Origin of the sequence: Geojedonia litorea, assembly GCF_042654525.1 — a bacterium.
In the GTDB taxonomy this organism is placed as follows: Bacteria; Bacteroidota; Bacteroidia; order Flavobacteriales; family Flavobacteriaceae; genus Geojedonia; species Geojedonia litorea.
Genome location: NZ_JBHSGP010000014.1, coordinates 143,184 through 159,408, shown reverse-complemented (window position 1 = coordinate 159,408; position 16,225 = coordinate 143,184). Strand labels below are relative to the sequence as shown.

The window sequence follows — 16,225 nt, the reverse complement described above, 5'->3', positions numbered from 1 at the left end:
CTTTAACAAATTTAATAAACCAACTAATATTAATGCTCATTCAATCTAAAGTCTGGATAGGCATCCATTCCGTGTTCATGAGCATCAAGACCTTCTAATTCTTCTTTTTCAGAAACGCGTATTCCAACGGTTTTCTTGAGTGTATAAATGATTATAAACGAAGAGACAATACATATAGCCGCATAAGAAGCAACACCTATAAGCTGACTTATAAACTGATCGAAACCAGCTAAAGCGCCAAACATTCCAACTGCCAAAGTCCCCCATATACCACATACCAAATGAACGGCAATGGCTCCTACAGGATCGTCTAATTTTAATCTGTCAATTAATGATACTGCAAATACGATGATAGCACCTGCAACCAAACCAATAATAATAGCGTCTCCAGGGCTCATTTGATCAGCACCGGCTGTAATACCTACTAATCCTCCAAGAATACCATTTAAAAACATGGTTAAATCTAAATTTTTGAATTTAATGGCTGATACCATTGCGGCAGCAACGCCCCCAGCTGCAGCGGCTAAACAGGTCGTTACTAAAGTTAAAGATGTTAATCCTGGGTCGGCTGATAACACCGATCCGCCATTAAATCCAAACCAGCCTAACCAGAGAATTAATACTCCAGCTGTTGCTAAAGGGATATTGTGTCCTGGGATCGCTTGAATTTTTCCATTTTTAAACTTTCCAATACGTGCACCTAATAAGCAAACGGCTACTACGGCAGCCCATCCACCCACAGAGTGTACTAGGGTTGAACCTGCAAAATCATAAAAAGGAGTTTCTAATTGGTCTAAAAATCCGCCACCCCATTTCCATGAACCAGCTATTGGATAAATAATCCCAACATAAAGAATTGTAAAAATCATGAACGGTCCAATTTTAATACGTTCTGCTACCGCTCCAGATACAATAGTAGCAGCGGTTGCGGCAAACATGCCTTGGAATAAGAAATCGGTCCAGTAGGTGTATCCTCCATCGGCATATTCAGGAGTTAGTCCATTTTCTGGCAGGGAAAGTCCAAATAAGTCAATAAAATAATCTGGTAATAATCCTCCTAGTGAAAACGTTCCTGGGTACATAAGGTTAAAGCCTATTAGGCAATATAATAGTAAACCAACAGTGATTATAAAGATGTTTTTAAATAGTATATTTAGGGTGTTTTTTTGTCTAGTTAACCCAATTTCTAAAAATGCAAATCCTAGGTGCATGAAGAAAACGAGTGCTGTACAGACCATCATCCATACGTTGTTTGTTGTAAGTAATTCCATGTTTTAAGTTTTAGTTTAAAGTTTCTCCTCCTTTTTCTCCTGTTCGTATTCTGTAAGCTTCTTTAATGTCACTTACGAAGATTTTTCCGTCACCAACTTCACCTGTTCCAGCAGATTCAATAATGGTTTTTACGGTTATTTCTTCAAAGCTGTCATTAACAACTATAGATAAAAACCTACGTTGTATATCGCTTGTACTATATGAAACACCTCTGTAAACGTGTCCCTCTTGTTCGTTTCCTAATCCGGTTACATCCCAGTAGGAGAAAAAGTTTACGCCAACTTCATGCAAGGCGCTTTTCACGGTAGAAAATTTTGATTTTCTAATGATCGCTTCAATTTTTTTCATGTTATTAGTATTATTGATTTATTAATTAGTGTATTCTTAAAATGCGTAGATGGCGGCTAGCACAAATGAGCTCAAACTCTTCTTTGGCATGAGGTCGCTATCTATAAAAGCGTCATCAGAAGCGCTATCTAATCTAATTTCTGGTTTTATTGTAAAGTTTTCAATAGAGTAGCTCCCTGTTATTGTTGTTGCAAAAACACTAGAATCTTCAACACCTGTACCTATAGCGCCAAAATCGCTGTCTTCTTTAAAGTATTCTCCTCTTAACCCAATTGTGAAACTCTCTGAAGTCGCATATTGTGGATACAGGGCAACTCCAGCAAAACCAACACCATCATTATCGAAATACGCCGCGTTAATACCTAAATAGAAGCTATCGGAGATATCAAAACCACCAGTGAAATCTATTTCATAAGCACCGTCATCGGTTAAAAAGTTTAAGTATTGACCTTTATAGCCTAGTTGTGCGCCAAAAGCGTATTTGCCTGTTGGATTAAATTCGGTAGCATCGGTTGGATTCATCACCCCTAGCATTAAGCTAAAATCATCTGATAATGCAAAATCTGCTTTTAAACCTGTATGGCTAAATGGGCCATAAGAGAATAAGTAAGATGTACTATAGTTAAAGTTAGCAGTAGGAGAAATGACCTCATAACCAAGAAATGTATTAAAGTTACCAAAGGTTAGTTTTACAGATTCGCTCACATTCCAGTAGGCATATAGTTGATTAATAATATTTCCAGTGGCTGAATACATTGGGGAAGCGAAAATGGCATCTGTTCCTCTAGGTCCAAAAACCAAATCGGCAACAAATCCAACTTTTTTGCCTTCATAGGATGCAATTACATTTGCCATACCTAAAGCAAATCCCGGTAAATTAGCAAATGAAGAGCCTGGTGCAATAGCATTTTCATCATTAGGGGCACTAAAATTCACACGATAATACGCATCAATACTACCGTTTAAAGTAAATTTCTTTGTTTGTTCTTCGGTTTCTTCTTGAGCAAAGGCTACAACAGTTAAAAATAAGAACGCGAAAGTCAATACATTTTTCATAAAGTTTAATTTAATTATTAATGGGTCAAAACTATGTAAAAAAATAAATACCCCATCAAAAAATAGGGGTATTGATTAAATTTTTATGATTAAAACATTTTTACCCCTTCAAAAATTAGGGGTATATAAAAAAAGAAGAAAAAAATGTGAATCTGTGAATAGAAAAATTACAGAAAATATGCATTTGTGCGATTTCACTGCATTTTATTCATCGAAAAATGAGTTCGCGTAAAATTTAATTAATGAATAATTGAATTTCATGAATTTAATTCAATTAAAAACTGTTATTAATTTCGTAATTTAATAGGGGTTTTAGCTTAAAAAACAAATTATACTTGCCTAAAATTATTGAAGTCGTAATAATGCATGGTACATTATTATAATAGAGGTTTACCCTATATATTAGCTAATTGAATGAATTTTTTTTAAGGTTAATTTTATAGATTATGTTAACAAAACAAGGATTGTATTTACCAGAATTTGAACACGATAATTGTGGTGCTGGATTTATATGTAGTTTAACAGGTAAACGTTCTAATGATATTATTCATAAAGCATTAGAAATTTTAGTTAAACTAGAGCATAGAGGAGCAGTTAGTTCTGACGGTAAAACCGGTGATGGAGCAGGGATATTAATTGATATTCCGCATAAGTTTTTTAAAATATTTTGTGAATTTAATTTACCCGAAGCTGGTGAGTATGCGGTAAGTAATGTCTTTTTGCCTAAAAAAATTAATCAACGCGATTATTGTATTACAATTTTAGAGGAGGCTATAAAAGAACAGGGTCTTAAATTATTAGGCTGGAGAGATGTTCCAGTCAATAGTGATGTTTTAGGAGAAATAGCTAAAAGCACAGAGCCATTTATAAAGCAATTATTTATTGGTAAGTCTGATAAAAATCAATCCGATTTTGACTTTAATCTTAAATTGTTTGCAGCGCGAAAAATTGCAGAGCATACTATTTATAATTCAAAATTATCAGAGTCTAAATTCTTTTACATTCCAAGTTTATCTACTAAAATTATTATTTATAAAGGCCTTTTAATGCCAGAGGATATCAATGGCTATTATCTCGATTTATTCAACTCGGCCTTAATTACTCGATTGGCCTTGGTACATCAGCGTTTCTCGACCAATACATTCCCAACTTGGGATTTGGCACAACCGTTCAGATATATATGCCATAATGGTGAAATCAACACCTTACGAGGTAATGTGTCTAGAATGTTCTCTCGTGAAGAGATTATGAAGAGTGAATGGTTTGGTGACGATATTAAACGAATTATTCCAACCGTTTTAAAAGGGAAATCAGATTCAGCCACTTTAGATATGGTTGTGGAGCTTTTATTAATGACAGGACGATCACTGCCGGAAGTCATGATGATGTTGGTGCCAGAAGCTTGGGAAAAGAATGATAATATGTCTGATGCTAAAAAGGCATTCTATGAGTATAATTCGTGTCTTATGGAGCCTTGGGATGGTCCAGCTTCTATTCCATTTACTGATGGTAATTACATTGGTGCAGTATTAGATCGAAATGGTTTACGTCCGTCGAGATATACAGTAACCAAAAAAGGATATGTTGTGATGTCTTCTGAAACAGGTGTCGTTGATATTGCACCAGAAAATGTTGAGTTTCATGGTCGATTAGAACCTGGCAAAATGTTCTTGGTAGATATGAATGAAGGGCGTATTGTAAATGACGAAGAAATAAAAGAAAAAATTGCCGCTAAACATCCATATCGACAATGGCTAAATGAAAATTTGGTTCACTTAAAAGACATTTCAGCAAAAAAAGGACCTATTAATTATAAAGAGGTCGAACTAAATAAAAGAGAAGTTGTTTTTGGATATACACAAGAAGATCTTAATACTATTATAAAACCTATGGCCCAAGGAGGTAAAGAACCAATCGGGTCAATGGGAAGTGATACGCCAATTGCAGTGTTGTCTGAACGACCACAATTAATCTATAATTATTTTAAACAGCTATTTGCGCAAGTCACCAATCCACCCTTGGATGGAATTCGTGAAGAGTTAATAACTGATATTAGTTTAACGCTTGGTTGTGACGTCAATATTTTTGATATCAATGCCGAACACTGTAAGAAGCTTAAAATCCAAAACCCTGTAATTTCTAAACACGATTTAGACAAGATTAGAAATTATGATTCCAATCCTAATTTTAAGGTCGAGTCGATTTCAATGTTATACGAAGTTAAGCGTGGCTTAAACGAACTTGAAATCGCACTAGAAAATTTAGTGACTCAAGCTTCAAAAGCCATAGATGAGGGAGCAAATATTATTATTCTGTCTGATCGTTATGTAGATGAAAATCATGCCCCAATTCCAGCATTATTGGCCTGTTCGTATGTGAATCATGCCTTACATAAGTTAAATAAACGTTCCAGAATTAGCTTAATTATAGAATCAGCCGAACCACGTGAAGTGCACCACTTTGCCTTACTTTTTGGTTATGGTGCTAGTGCGGTGAATCCATATATAGTTAATGAAATTGTTCAAAAGCAAGTTGAAAACAGCGACATTACTGATTTGGATTATTTAACGGCTATAAAAAATTACAACAAAGCCGTTGGTAAAGGAATTTTAAAAGTGATGAATAAAATTGGAATTTCAACATTGAATTCCTATCGAGGATCACAATTGTTTGAATGTATTGGGATTAATACCAAAACCGTCGAAAAATATTTTCCAAACACGCCTACACGAATTCAAGGGATTGGATTATTAGAAATAGAAAAGGAAATTGTTAAGCGACATCAAAAAGCATTTAATTCTGTAAATGAAGAACCAGAAATAGAAATTGGTGGAGATTACCGTTGGAGAAGAGGTCAAGAACAACATATGTTCAACCCTTTAACAGTTGCTAAGCTTCAGGAATCTGTGCGAACAAATAAAGCTTCCACGTTCAAGGAATATTCAGATTTAGTTAACGATCAATCCAAAAATTTAATGACCATAAGAGGCTTGTTTGAGTTTGATCAGTTTGATCCTATTCCTATTGAAGAAGTTGAGCCATGGACCGAAATTGTGAAACGCTTTAAAACTGGAGCCATGTCCTATGGTTCTATTAGTAAGGAGGCCCATGAAAATTTAGCGGTAGCCATGAATCGAATTGGAGGAAAAAGTAACTCCGGTGAAGGTGGTGAAGATCAAGAACGATTTTATAAAAGCGTTGAAGGCGATTGGCGTAATAGTGCTATAAAACAAGTGGCTTCAGGTCGATTTGGAGTGACTTCAAATTATTTGACGAATGCTGAAGAAATTCAAATTAAAATTGCACAAGGAGCAAAACCAGGTGAAGGAGGACAATTGCCAGGACCAAAAGTAAATCCAGCCATTGCCAAAACAAGAAATTCTACGCCATATGTTGGGCTTATTTCTCCACCACCACATCATGATATTTATTCAATTGAAGATTTATCACAGTTAATTTATGATCTAAAATCAGCAAACAGAGAAGCCAGAATCAATGTGAAATTGGTTTCAGAAGTTGGAGTTGGAACCGTAGCTGCGGGAGTAGCCAAAGCAAAGGCAGATGTTGTGCTTATTTCAGGATTTGATGGTGGTACAGGTGCTTCACCTTTAACCTCATTAAAACATGCCGGTTTGCCATGGGAATTAGGTATCGCCGAAGCCCAGCAAACTTTAGTCATGAATGATTTACGAAATCGTATTGTATTAGAGTGTGACGGACAATTAAAAACAGGGCGCGATGTTGCAATCGCTTGCCTATTAGGAGCCGAAGAATTTGGTTTCGCAACCGCACCTTTAGTGGCTTCAGGCTGTATTATGATGCGCGTTTGTCATTTAAATACATGTCCGGTAGGCATTGCTACTCAAAATCCTGAATTGCGTAAAAAGTTTAAAGGCAAACCAGAACACGTTGTAAATTATATGTATTTCGTAGCACAGGAACTTCGTGAGATTATGGCCAAATTAGGATTTAGAACAATCAACGAAATGGTTGGACAGGTTCAAAAATTAAACCGCAATAAAGCTATAGAGCATTACAAGGCTTCGGGAATCGACTTAACACCAATTCTTCATAAGATTGATGTGTCAGCTGATGTAAAGTTATATAATACAACATCCCAAGAACACCATATTGAGTCACATTTGGATTTTCAAATTATAAAACAAGCGCATCAGGCCTTATTCCGAAGACAAAAAACCTATGTAGATTTAAAAATCACCAATATAGATCGTGCGGTAGGGGCCATTGTGAGTAACGAAATTTCTAAAATATATGGGGCACAAGGTCTTCCAGAGGATACTATAAATATCAATTTCACAGGTTCAGCAGGTCAAAGTTTTGGCGCCTTTGCAACGAGCGGGTTAAATATGGTAGTGCATGGTAACACTAACGATTATCTTGGAAAAGGCTTGTCTGGTGGTAAATTAGCCATTAGAGTGCCAGATGAATGTACCATTATTCCAGAAGATAATATCATAACTGGTAACGTGACACTTTACGGAGCAACATCTGGTGAAGCCTATATTAATGGTAAAGCTGGTGAACGTTTTTGTGTTAGAAATTCAGGTGCAAAGGCTGTAGTTGAAGGTATTGGAGATCACGGATGTGAGTACATGACCGGTGGTGTTGCCATTATTTTAGGGCCAGTAGGACGTAATTTTGGAGCAGGGATGAGCGGTGGAATTGCTTATGTGCTTGATGATAAAAATACCTTTACTCAAAATTGTAATGGGGAAGATTTGAACATCGATCCAATTGAATTGGAAGAGGATAAAATTCAGCTAAAAGCATTGATTTTGAATCATTACAACGCTACTCAAAGTCCACTGGCACAACGTATTTTGGAAGATTGGGATAATTATCTTCCAAAATTCAAGAAAATATTGCCTGAAGAATATAGACAGGCACTGATTAGATTGGAAAATGAAAAATTAGAAACAGCATAAGATCATGGGAAAGATAACAGGATTTTTAGAATACGAAAGAGCTGTTGAAGCTTATGACAAGGTTGAAAACAGATTAAAAAATTATAAAGAATTTACAATTCCTTTGCCTGAACAGGACCTGAAAAATCAAGGTGCTCGATGTATGGATTGCGGAATTCCTTTTTGTCATAGTGGGTGTCCATTAGGTAATTTGATACCAGATTTTAATGATAAAGTTTATCTCGGAAAATGGAAGGAAGCTGCAGAAATCTTACATAAAACTAATAATTTCCCAGAGTTTACTGGGCGTTTATGTCCAGCACCATGTGAAGAGGCATGTGTTTTGGGTATTAATGAAGATCCAGTAACAATTGAAAATATTGAAAAAAATATTGTTGAAACCGCTTTTAAGGAGGGTTGGATTACCGCAAAACCACCCAAGTTTAGAACAGGTAAAAAAGTTGCAGTCATTGGCTCTGGACCTTCTGGTTTAGCTGCCGCACAACAGTTAAATTATGCTGGTCATGAGGTTACTGTTTTTGAGCGTGATGCTAAAGTGGGCGGATTATTACGTTACGGTATTCCGGACTTTAAAATGGAAAAACAAATTATCGACAGACGTCTTAAAGTATTGGAAGATGAGGGTATTACGTTTAAAACTAATGCCCATGTAGGGGTTAATGTAGATGCTTTAAAGCTTAAGGAAGAATTTGATGCCATAGTATTATGCGGAGGTGCAACGGTAAGACGTTCTATACCTATACCTGGTGCTGATTTAAATGGTGTACATCAAGCCATGGATTTTCTTAAACTAAACAATCAGCATGTTGATGGACTGATTAAGGCTGATCAGCTAATTTCAGCGAAAGGTAAACATGTCATTGTGATAGGTGGTGGCGATACCGGATCTGATTGTATTGGTACAAGTAACCGCCATGGTGCCAAATCGGTGACAAATTTTGAAATTTTGAGTAAACCTACTGAAGGTCGACCAGCACATCAACCCTGGCCATATTGGCCAATGCGTTTACGTACAAGTTCCTCTCATAAAGAAGGAGTTGAACGGTTTTTTAGTGTGTCAACCAAAGAATTCAAAGGTGATAAAAACGGAAATTTAGTGGGTTTAACCACTGTTGAAGTAGAATGGATTTTTAGGGTAGGTGAACGTCCACAATTGCGTGAATTACCAAATACTGAAAAACACTGGGATTGCGATTTAGCTTTGCTGGCATTAGGATTCATCGGAGCCGAAAAAACCTTGGCAGAACAATTGGGATTGGAAATGGATTTTAGAACTAACATACAGGCCACAGAAAAAAATTATAAAACAAATGTGCCAGGAATATTTGCAGCAGGTGATATGCGACGTGGACAATCTTTAATTGTTTGGGCAATTTCCGAAGGTCGTCAGGCAGCTCATCATGTTGACGCCTTTTTAATGGGAAGCTCAAACTTGCCTTTAAAGGATAGTAATGATTTGCCAAGAATTTAAAAATAATTACTTTAATAATTGGAAATTAAAAACAGAATACTAACATTTGTTGTTACATATGAACAAGACAATTTTAAATATCATTTCTAACGTCATTGTGGTGATTTGCTCACGACGTCGAGGGATGGTGCAATAAATTGAAATTATAAAAATTTAAAGCCTTCCTCAACGGGAAGGCTTTTTTTATTGAAAAAATTAAGGTTTTGAACATCATATTAGTTGGTATCTAAATAATTGATAAAGAGACAATTAAATGTATAAATTTAATGTTGAATTTAGATGTAAAGACCTTAAAATGAAGTGAGTTAAAACACAAACAAGTAATTTAGTTTTTGCAAATGAAATTTGCTCAATAATTATTATGAATAAATTAAACAAGTACAGTAAAACAGTCACCCAAGATCCAACCCAACCAGCTGCTCAAGCCATGCTTCACGCGATTGGATTAACCACTGAAGATTTTGAAAAACCATTAATAGGGATAGCAAGTACAGGTTACGAAGGTAATCCTTGTAATATGCATCTCAACGATTTGGCTAAATTAGTTAAAGAAGGCACTAAAAATGAAGATGTTGTTGGGTTGATTTTTAATACAATTGGAGTTAGTGATGGCATTTCCATGGGAACACCAGGAATGCGTTATTCATTACCGTCAAGAGATATCATTGCCGATTCCATGGAAACCGTGGTACAGGCTATGAGCTATGATGGTTTGGTAACCGTGGTTGGATGTGATAAAAATATGCCCGGCGCTTTGATGGCGATGATCCGATTAAACAGACCGAGCATTTTAGTTTATGGTGGTACCATTGATTCTGGTTGTCACAACGGAAAAAAATTAGATGTGGTTTCGGCTTTTGAGGCCTGGGGCAGTAAAGTCGCGGGCACTATGACCGAAACCGAATTTCAAAATATTGTTGAAAAAGCTTGTCCAGGTGCAGGCGCTTGTGGCGGGATGTACACAGCCAACACAATGGCTTCTGCCATCGAGGCATTAGGTATGGCTCTACCCTACAATTCTTCAAATCCAGCTTTAAGTAACGATAAAAAACAGGAAGCCATCAAAGCAGGTGAAGCCATGCGAGTGTTACTTGAAAAAGACATTAAACCGTCTGATATTATTACACGCAAATCACTCGAGAATGCCATTCGTTTGGTTACCATTCTTGGAGGTTCAACTAATGCGGTATTGCACTTTTTAGCCATTGCAAGAGCCGCGCAAATTGAGTTTACTTTAAAAGACTTTCAAGATATAAGTGATAATACACCATTTTTAGCCGATTTAAAACCTAGCGGTAAATATTTAATGGAAGATGTTCATGCCGTAGGAGGTATTCCTGCGGTGTTAAAATACCTACTCAAAAAAGGATTGCTACATGGCGATTGTCTAACAGTAACAGGTAAAACTTTAGCTGAAAACTTGTTGGATGTACCTGATTTATCTGAAGGTCAAGATGTCATCAAGCCTCTAGAGCAACCTATAAAAATTTCAGGTCATTTACGTATGCTTTATGGTAATTTGGCTTCAGAAGGAAGTGTGGCTAAAATTACAGGAAAGGAAGGATTGAGCTTTGTGGGTAAAGCCAAAGTGTTTGATGGAGAATATGCTGCAAACGACGGTATTCGTGATGGGAAAGTAGAAAAAGGTGATGTGGTTGTTATTCGATATGAAGGCCCTAAAGGTGGTCCTGGAATGCCAGAAATGTTGAAACCAACTGCGGCTATTATTGGTGCAGGATTAGGTAAAGATGTGGCCTTGATAACAGATGGGCGTTTTTCTGGTGGAACACATGGATTTGTAGTGGGTCATATCACCCCAGAAGCGCAAGAAGGAGGTACAATTGCTCTTGTTAAAGACGGTGATATGATTACTATTGATGCAGAAACCAACAGCATTTCTTTAGAAGTCTCTGAAGAAGAATTACAAGAACGTAGAAAACAATGGAAAGCACCTGCGCTTAAATTCGATCGTGGCGTGCTTTATAAATATGCGAGAACAGTTTCATCAGCATCCAAAGGATGTGTAACAGATGAATTTTAGTTGCATTAAATAACAGGGTCTTTTAATTAAAAGATTTTATATGAAAGAAACACAATCTATACAAGTGAATAAAAAATCAACAAAAACGACGCATCGAATTTCAGGTAGCGAGGCAATCATACGTTGTTTGATAGCCGAAGGAGTCGATATTCTTTATGGTTATCCTGGTGGAGCAATTATGCCAGTTTATGACGAGTTATATAAGTATCAAGATAGAATACACCATGTACTTACACGTCATGAACAATGCGCTGCACATGCCGCCCAAGGTTATGCCCGTATTTCTGGAAAAGTAGGTGTGGCCATGGCAACATCTGGCCCAGGGGCCACAAATCTAATTACGGGTATTGCCGATGCTCAGATAGATTCTACACCAATGGTATGTATTACTGGGCAAGTCTTTTCACATTTGCTAGGTAGTGATGCCTTTCAAGAAACTGATATTATTGGAATTTCAACGCCGGTAACTAAATGGAATCATCAAATTACTAAAGCTTCTGAAATTCCTTCAGTGATTGCTAAAGCATTTTATATTGCCAAAAGCGGTCGTCCCGGTCCAGTACTTATTGATATTACCAAAGATGCACAGGTTGAGGAATTTGACTTTGCATATGAAAAATGTACCGCAGTAAGGAGTTATAATCCAGTACCAACAACTAATCCAGACGCTGTATCAAAAGCTGCACAACTTATTAATTCGGCAAAAAAACCAATGATTGTTTGGGGTCAAGGTGTTATTCTAGGTGAAGCCGAAAATGAATTAAAGGCGGTAATTGAAAAATCGGGCGTTCCTGCGGCATGGACTATATTAGGAGCTTCTGCCATTCCTACCTCACATCCTTTAAATATTGGTATGGTTGGTATGCATGGTAATTATGCACCAAACAAACTTACTAATGAGTGCGATGTTCTCATTGCAATTGGTATGCGCTTTGACGATCGTGTTACCGGTAAATTAGACACTTATGCAAAACAGGCAAAAATCATTCATTTTGAGATTGATCCGGCTGAAATTGATAAAAATGTAAAATCTGATGTTGCTGTTTTAGGTGATGCTAAAGAAAGTCTAAAACAACTACTTCCACTTTTGGAAGAAAAAACTTATCCTCAATGGCTTCAAAAGTTTAAGGACTTATATGCTATAGAGTTTGAGAAAGTTATAAAAAATGACATTCATCCAACTAAAGAAGGCCTTACAATGGGTGAAGTCCTAAAAGAAATCAACATCCAAACCAAAGCTGAAGCCGCTATTGTTAGTGATGTGGGTCAACATCAAATGATTGCTTGTCGATATGCCGAATTTAATACAACTAAAAGCAATATTACCTCTGGAGGTTTAGGGACTATGGGCTTTGCGCTTCCGGCGGCAATTGGAGCTAAAATGGCAGCTCCTGACCGCGAAGTTGTTGCCATTATTGGTGATGGTGGGTATCAAATGACCATTCAAGAGTTAGGTACTATATTTCAACAACGTGTTCCGGTAAAAATAGTAGTCTTAAATAACGAATTTTTAGGAATGGTGCGTCAATGGCAACAGCTGTTTTTTGATAAGCGTTATGCGTCAACTGAAATGACTAATCCAGATTTTGTAGCTATTGCAAAAGGTTACTTTATTGAAGCCAAAAAAGTGACTAAACGTGACGAATTAAAAGATGCTGTTGCAGAGATGATTGCCTGTGAAGGACCTTATTTTTTAGAAGTTTGTGTTGAGAAGGAAGACAATGTATTTCCAATGATTCCAGCAGGAGCTTCTGTTTCAGATGTTAGATTAAGTTAATTATGGAAAAGCAATTATTTACCGTATCGATATACACCGAAAACAATATTGGGTTACTCAATCGTATTTCGGCAATTTTTCAGCGAAGACATATTAATATTGAAAGTTTAAACACTTCAGCTTCAGAGATTGAAGGCGTTTCACGTTTTACAATTGTAGTAAGTATGACTGAAGAACAGATCAAAAAAATCATAGGTCAAATTGACAAGCAAATTGAAGTGATAAAAGCTTATTATCATAGAGATGAAGATACTATTTACCAAGAGTCTTGCCTATTCAAGATTAAATCTGATTTATTATTTGAAGAACGTCAAATTCAAAACATTATTAAAGAAAGTAATGCCAGAATTGTAACCGTTAATAAGGAGTTTTTTGTAATCGAAAAATCTGGTAGACGAGAAGAAATAGAATTATTATACAGAGAATTAAGTGTTTTTGGAATCATGCAATTTACCCGTTCGGGACGTATAGCGGTGACCAAGGATGAAATGAAAATATCTAAAATGCTTCAAGCATTTAACCAATAAAAACAACAAACAAAATGGCAAATTATTTTAACACATTATCGTTAAGACAACAATTAGAGCAATTAGGAAAATGTAGGTTCATGGAAGCTTCAGAGTTTGAAGATGGTGTGAATGCATTATTAGGAAAGAAAATTGTAATTGTGGGCTGTGGTGCCCAAGGTTTAAATCAAGGCTTGAACATGCGTGATTCAGGCTTGGATATTTCGTATGCATTGCGTGAAGTAGCCATACAAGAACAACGTGCATCTTATAAAAATGCAACACAAAATAAATTTAATGTTGGAACCTACGAAGAATTGATTCCAACAGCAGATTTGGTGCTCAACTTAACACCAGATAAACAGCATACCAGTGTCGTAAAAGCGGTTATGCCATTGATGAAACAGGGTGCAACATTAAGTTACTCACACGGATTCAACATTGTAGAAGAAGGTACACAAATTCGTAAAGATTTGACTGTAATTATGGTGGCTCCAAAATGCCCAGGAACTGAAGTCCGTGAAGAATATAAGCGTGGTTTTGGAGTGCCAACACTTATTGCCGTGCATCCAGAAAATGATCCAGAAGGAAAAGGATTGGCACAGGCAAAAGCTTATGCTGTTGCCACAGGTGGTCATAGAGCTGGGGTATTGGAATCTTCTTTTATTGCTGAAGTAAAAAGTGATTTAATGGGAGAGCAAACCATTTTGTGTGGATTACTTCAAACAGGAGCTATTTTGTCATTTGATAAAATGGTTGAAAAAGGAATCGATGCTAATTATGCTGCAAAACTAATTCAGTATGGTTGGGAAACAGTTACTGAAGCCTTAAAACACGGTGGCATTACTAATATGATGGATCGTTTATCAAATCCAGCAAAAGTAAAAGCTTATCATTTATCAGAAGAATTAAAAGGTATAATGCGTCCATTGTTTGAAAAGCATATGGATGATATTATTTCTGGTCATTTCTCTAAAACCATGATGGAAGATTGGGCAAATGACGATGTTAATTTATTAAAATGGAGAGCCGCTACTGGTGAGACTGCTTTCGAAAAAACACCCTTAACTTCAGATCAAATTTCTGAACAGGACTATTTTGATCATGGGGTTTTATTGGTAGCATTTGTAAAATCGGGAGTTGAATTGGCGTTTGAAACTATGGTAAGCGCGGGCATCATCGAAGATTCAGCGTATTATGAATCACTTCACGAATTACCTTTGATTGCCAATACCATTGCACGAAAAAAATTATTTGAAATGAACCGCGTTATTTCAGATACTGCAGAATATGGTTGCTATCTTTTTGATCACGCTTGCAAACCTTTGTTGAAAGACTTTATGACAACCGTGGATACCAATATCATCGGTAAATCATATTCAAAATCAAATGCAGTTGATAATTTAGAACTCATCGCTATTAATGACGCTATTAGAAACCACCCAATTGAAGCGGTAGGTAAACGATTGAGAAGCGCGATGAAAGCGATGAAAACCATAAAATCTGAAGTTGAGGTAGCCGATTCGGTATTGGCATAACTAAATGATAAGTACAGGAACATATAGTCCAAAACTACAGGATATAAAAACCGCAGCAAAACGTCTAAATGGCATTGCTGCGGTTACCCCTTTAATGGCAAATGTTCGCTATTCAAATCAATTTGGCTGCAATGTTTTATTTAAACGTGAAGATTTGCAACAAGTCCGTTCTTATAAAATTCGCGGAGCTTACAACAAGATGTCTACGTTAACAGCCGAGCAGATTGAGAATGGAATTGTATGTGCAAGCGCAGGGAATCATGCACAAGGTGTTGCATTATCTTGTAAGTTGCTAAAAATTAAAGGTACTATCGTAATGCCTTCACCAACACCAAAGCAAAAAATTGAGCAGGTTAAAATGTTTGGTGGAGACTTTATTGAGGTGGTTCTATCGGGAGATAGTTATGACGATGCGTATCATACGGCTATTGAAGATTGCGAACGTTTGAACAAAACTTTCATTCATCCTTTTAATGATGAAAAAGTCATCGAAGGCCAAGCCACAATTGCATTGGAAATTTTAAACCAATCCCAAATACCCATAGATTATGTATTTGTACCTGTTGGTGGCGGAGGTTTATCAGCTGGATTGTCAGAAGTGTTTAAAGCATTATCACCCAATACAAAAATCATAGGTGTCGAACCTCAAGGTGCACCATCGATGACAACATCGTTAAAGAATAATAAAAACACTAGTCTTAAACATATCGAGAATTTTGTAGATGGTGCTGCAGTAAAACGTGTAGGAGACTTAAGTTTTGAGATTTGTAAGCAAAATTTGCATGATATGATTTTGGTTCCGGAAGGAAAGATTTGTCAAACCATTTTGGATCTCTACAATAAAGATGCAGTGGTTGTTGAGCCTGCGGGAGCCTTAAGTATTGCTGCTTTAGACCTATATGCACAAGATATAAAAGGCAAAAATGTGGTCTGTATAGTTAGTGGGAGTAATAATGATATTACCAGAACTGCAGAAATTAAGGAACGTGCTCTTTTGTACGCTAACTTAAAACATTATTTCATAATAAAGTTCCCGCAAAGAGCAGGTGCGCTACGGGAATTTGTGGTTGATATTTTAGGTCCAACAGATGATATCACACACTTTGAATATACAAAAAAAACCAATCGTGAAAACGGAGCTGCCGTAGTAGGGTTGGAGCTAAAGTCGGCTGATGACTTACAGCCGTTAATAACAAAAATGAAACTTCATAATTTTTATGGAGATTACTTAAATGATAAACCTGATTTATTTCAGTTTTTAGTTTAAAAA

At 36.5% G+C, this 16,225-nt stretch carries 10 protein-coding genes; 7 read left to right on the top strand and 3 right to left on the bottom strand.

The window, feature by feature from the left end; all coding sequences use genetic code 11:
- Positions 1 to 29: 29 nt before the first annotated feature.
- Genes ACFO5O_RS08775 through ACFO5O_RS08765 form a run of 3 tightly spaced genes read right to left on the bottom strand, consistent with a single transcriptional unit; the run spans position 30 to position 2,676 of the window.
- Positions 30 to 1,271 (bottom strand): ammonium transporter, encoded by a 1,242-nt coding sequence (locus tag ACFO5O_RS08775; protein ID WP_387962902.1) that lies wholly within the window; start codon positions 1,269 to 1,271, stop codon positions 30 to 32.
- Positions 1,272 to 1,281: 10 nt separating this feature from the next.
- On the bottom strand, positions 1,282 to 1,620 hold the full coding sequence (locus tag ACFO5O_RS08770; RefSeq protein ID WP_119029845.1) for a P-II family nitrogen regulator: 339 nt from the start codon (positions 1,618 to 1,620) through the stop codon (positions 1,282 to 1,284).
- 36 nt (positions 1,621 to 1,656) lie between these two features.
- Positions 1,657 to 2,676, bottom strand: coding sequence for a porin (locus tag ACFO5O_RS08765; protein ID WP_387962899.1), 1,020 nt, complete (start codon positions 2,674 to 2,676; stop codon positions 1,657 to 1,659).
- Between the two features lie 446 nt (positions 2,677 to 3,122).
- On the opposite strand from ACFO5O_RS08765, the gene gltB reads away from it, so the two are divergent.
- The 7 genes from gltB (at position 3,123) to ilvA (ending at position 16,222) form a co-directional block, all read left to right on the top strand.
- The gene (gltB, locus tag ACFO5O_RS08760; RefSeq protein ID WP_387962897.1) at positions 3,123 to 7,622 is read left to right on the top strand and encodes a glutamate synthase large subunit; all 4,500 of its coding nucleotides are present in this window, start codon (positions 3,123 to 3,125) and stop codon (positions 7,620 to 7,622) included.
- Positions 7,623 to 7,626: 4 nt separating this feature from the next.
- Positions 7,627 to 9,093 (top strand): glutamate synthase subunit beta, encoded by a 1,467-nt coding sequence (locus ACFO5O_RS08755; RefSeq protein WP_387962895.1) that lies wholly within the window; start codon positions 7,627 to 7,629, stop codon positions 9,091 to 9,093.
- A 361-nt stretch (positions 9,094 to 9,454) separates the two neighbouring features.
- Positions 9,455 to 11,134: a dihydroxy-acid dehydratase gene (gene ilvD, locus ACFO5O_RS08750; protein ID WP_387962893.1), complete on the top strand. Its 1,680-nt coding sequence runs from the start codon at positions 9,455 to 9,457 to the stop codon at positions 11,132 to 11,134.
- Between the two features lie 40 nt (positions 11,135 to 11,174).
- Complete coding sequence (gene ilvB, locus ACFO5O_RS08745) at positions 11,175 to 12,911, top strand: biosynthetic-type acetolactate synthase large subunit (RefSeq protein ID WP_387962891.1); 1,737 nt, start codon at positions 11,175 to 11,177, stop codon at positions 12,909 to 12,911.
- 2 nt (positions 12,912 to 12,913) lie between these two features.
- Positions 12,914 to 13,438 (top strand): acetolactate synthase small subunit, encoded by a 525-nt coding sequence (gene ilvN / locus ACFO5O_RS08740; RefSeq protein WP_387962890.1) that lies wholly within the window; start codon positions 12,914 to 12,916, stop codon positions 13,436 to 13,438.
- A gap of 14 nt (positions 13,439 to 13,452) precedes the next feature.
- Complete coding sequence (gene ilvC, locus ACFO5O_RS08735) at positions 13,453 to 14,955, top strand: ketol-acid reductoisomerase (RefSeq protein WP_387962888.1); 1,503 nt, start codon at positions 13,453 to 13,455, stop codon at positions 14,953 to 14,955.
- A 4-nt stretch (positions 14,956 to 14,959) separates the two neighbouring features.
- Complete coding sequence (ilvA, locus tag ACFO5O_RS08730; RefSeq protein ID WP_387962886.1) at positions 14,960 to 16,222, top strand: threonine ammonia-lyase IlvA; 1,263 nt, start codon at positions 14,960 to 14,962, stop codon at positions 16,220 to 16,222.
- Positions 16,223 to 16,225 lie beyond the last annotated feature (3 nt).

Bases quoted from the DNA above. Each gene is read 5' to 3' on its own strand.
- ACFO5O_RS08775 (WP_387962902.1), bottom strand. From the start codon at position 1,271: ATGGAATTACTTACAACAAACAACGTATGGATGATGGTCTGTACAGCA.
- ACFO5O_RS08770 (WP_119029845.1), bottom strand. From the start codon at position 1,620: ATGAAAAAAATTGAAGCGATCATTAGAAAATCAAAATTTTCTACCGTG.
- ACFO5O_RS08765 (WP_387962899.1), bottom strand. From the start codon at position 2,676: ATGAAAAATGTATTGACTTTCGCGTTCTTATTTTTAACTGTTGTAGCC.
- gltB (WP_387962897.1), top strand. From the start codon at position 3,123: ATGTTAACAAAACAAGGATTGTATTTACCAGAATTTGAACACGATAAT.
- ACFO5O_RS08755 (WP_387962895.1), top strand. From the start codon at position 7,627: ATGGGAAAGATAACAGGATTTTTAGAATACGAAAGAGCTGTTGAAGCT.
- ilvD (WP_387962893.1), top strand. From the start codon at position 9,455: ATGAATAAATTAAACAAGTACAGTAAAACAGTCACCCAAGATCCAACC.
- ilvB (WP_387962891.1), top strand. From the start codon at position 11,175: ATGAAAGAAACACAATCTATACAAGTGAATAAAAAATCAACAAAAACG.
- ilvN (WP_387962890.1), top strand. From the start codon at position 12,914: ATGGAAAAGCAATTATTTACCGTATCGATATACACCGAAAACAATATT.
- ilvC (WP_387962888.1), top strand. From the start codon at position 13,453: ATGGCAAATTATTTTAACACATTATCGTTAAGACAACAATTAGAGCAA.
- ilvA (WP_387962886.1), top strand. From the start codon at position 14,960: ATGATAAGTACAGGAACATATAGTCCAAAACTACAGGATATAAAAACC.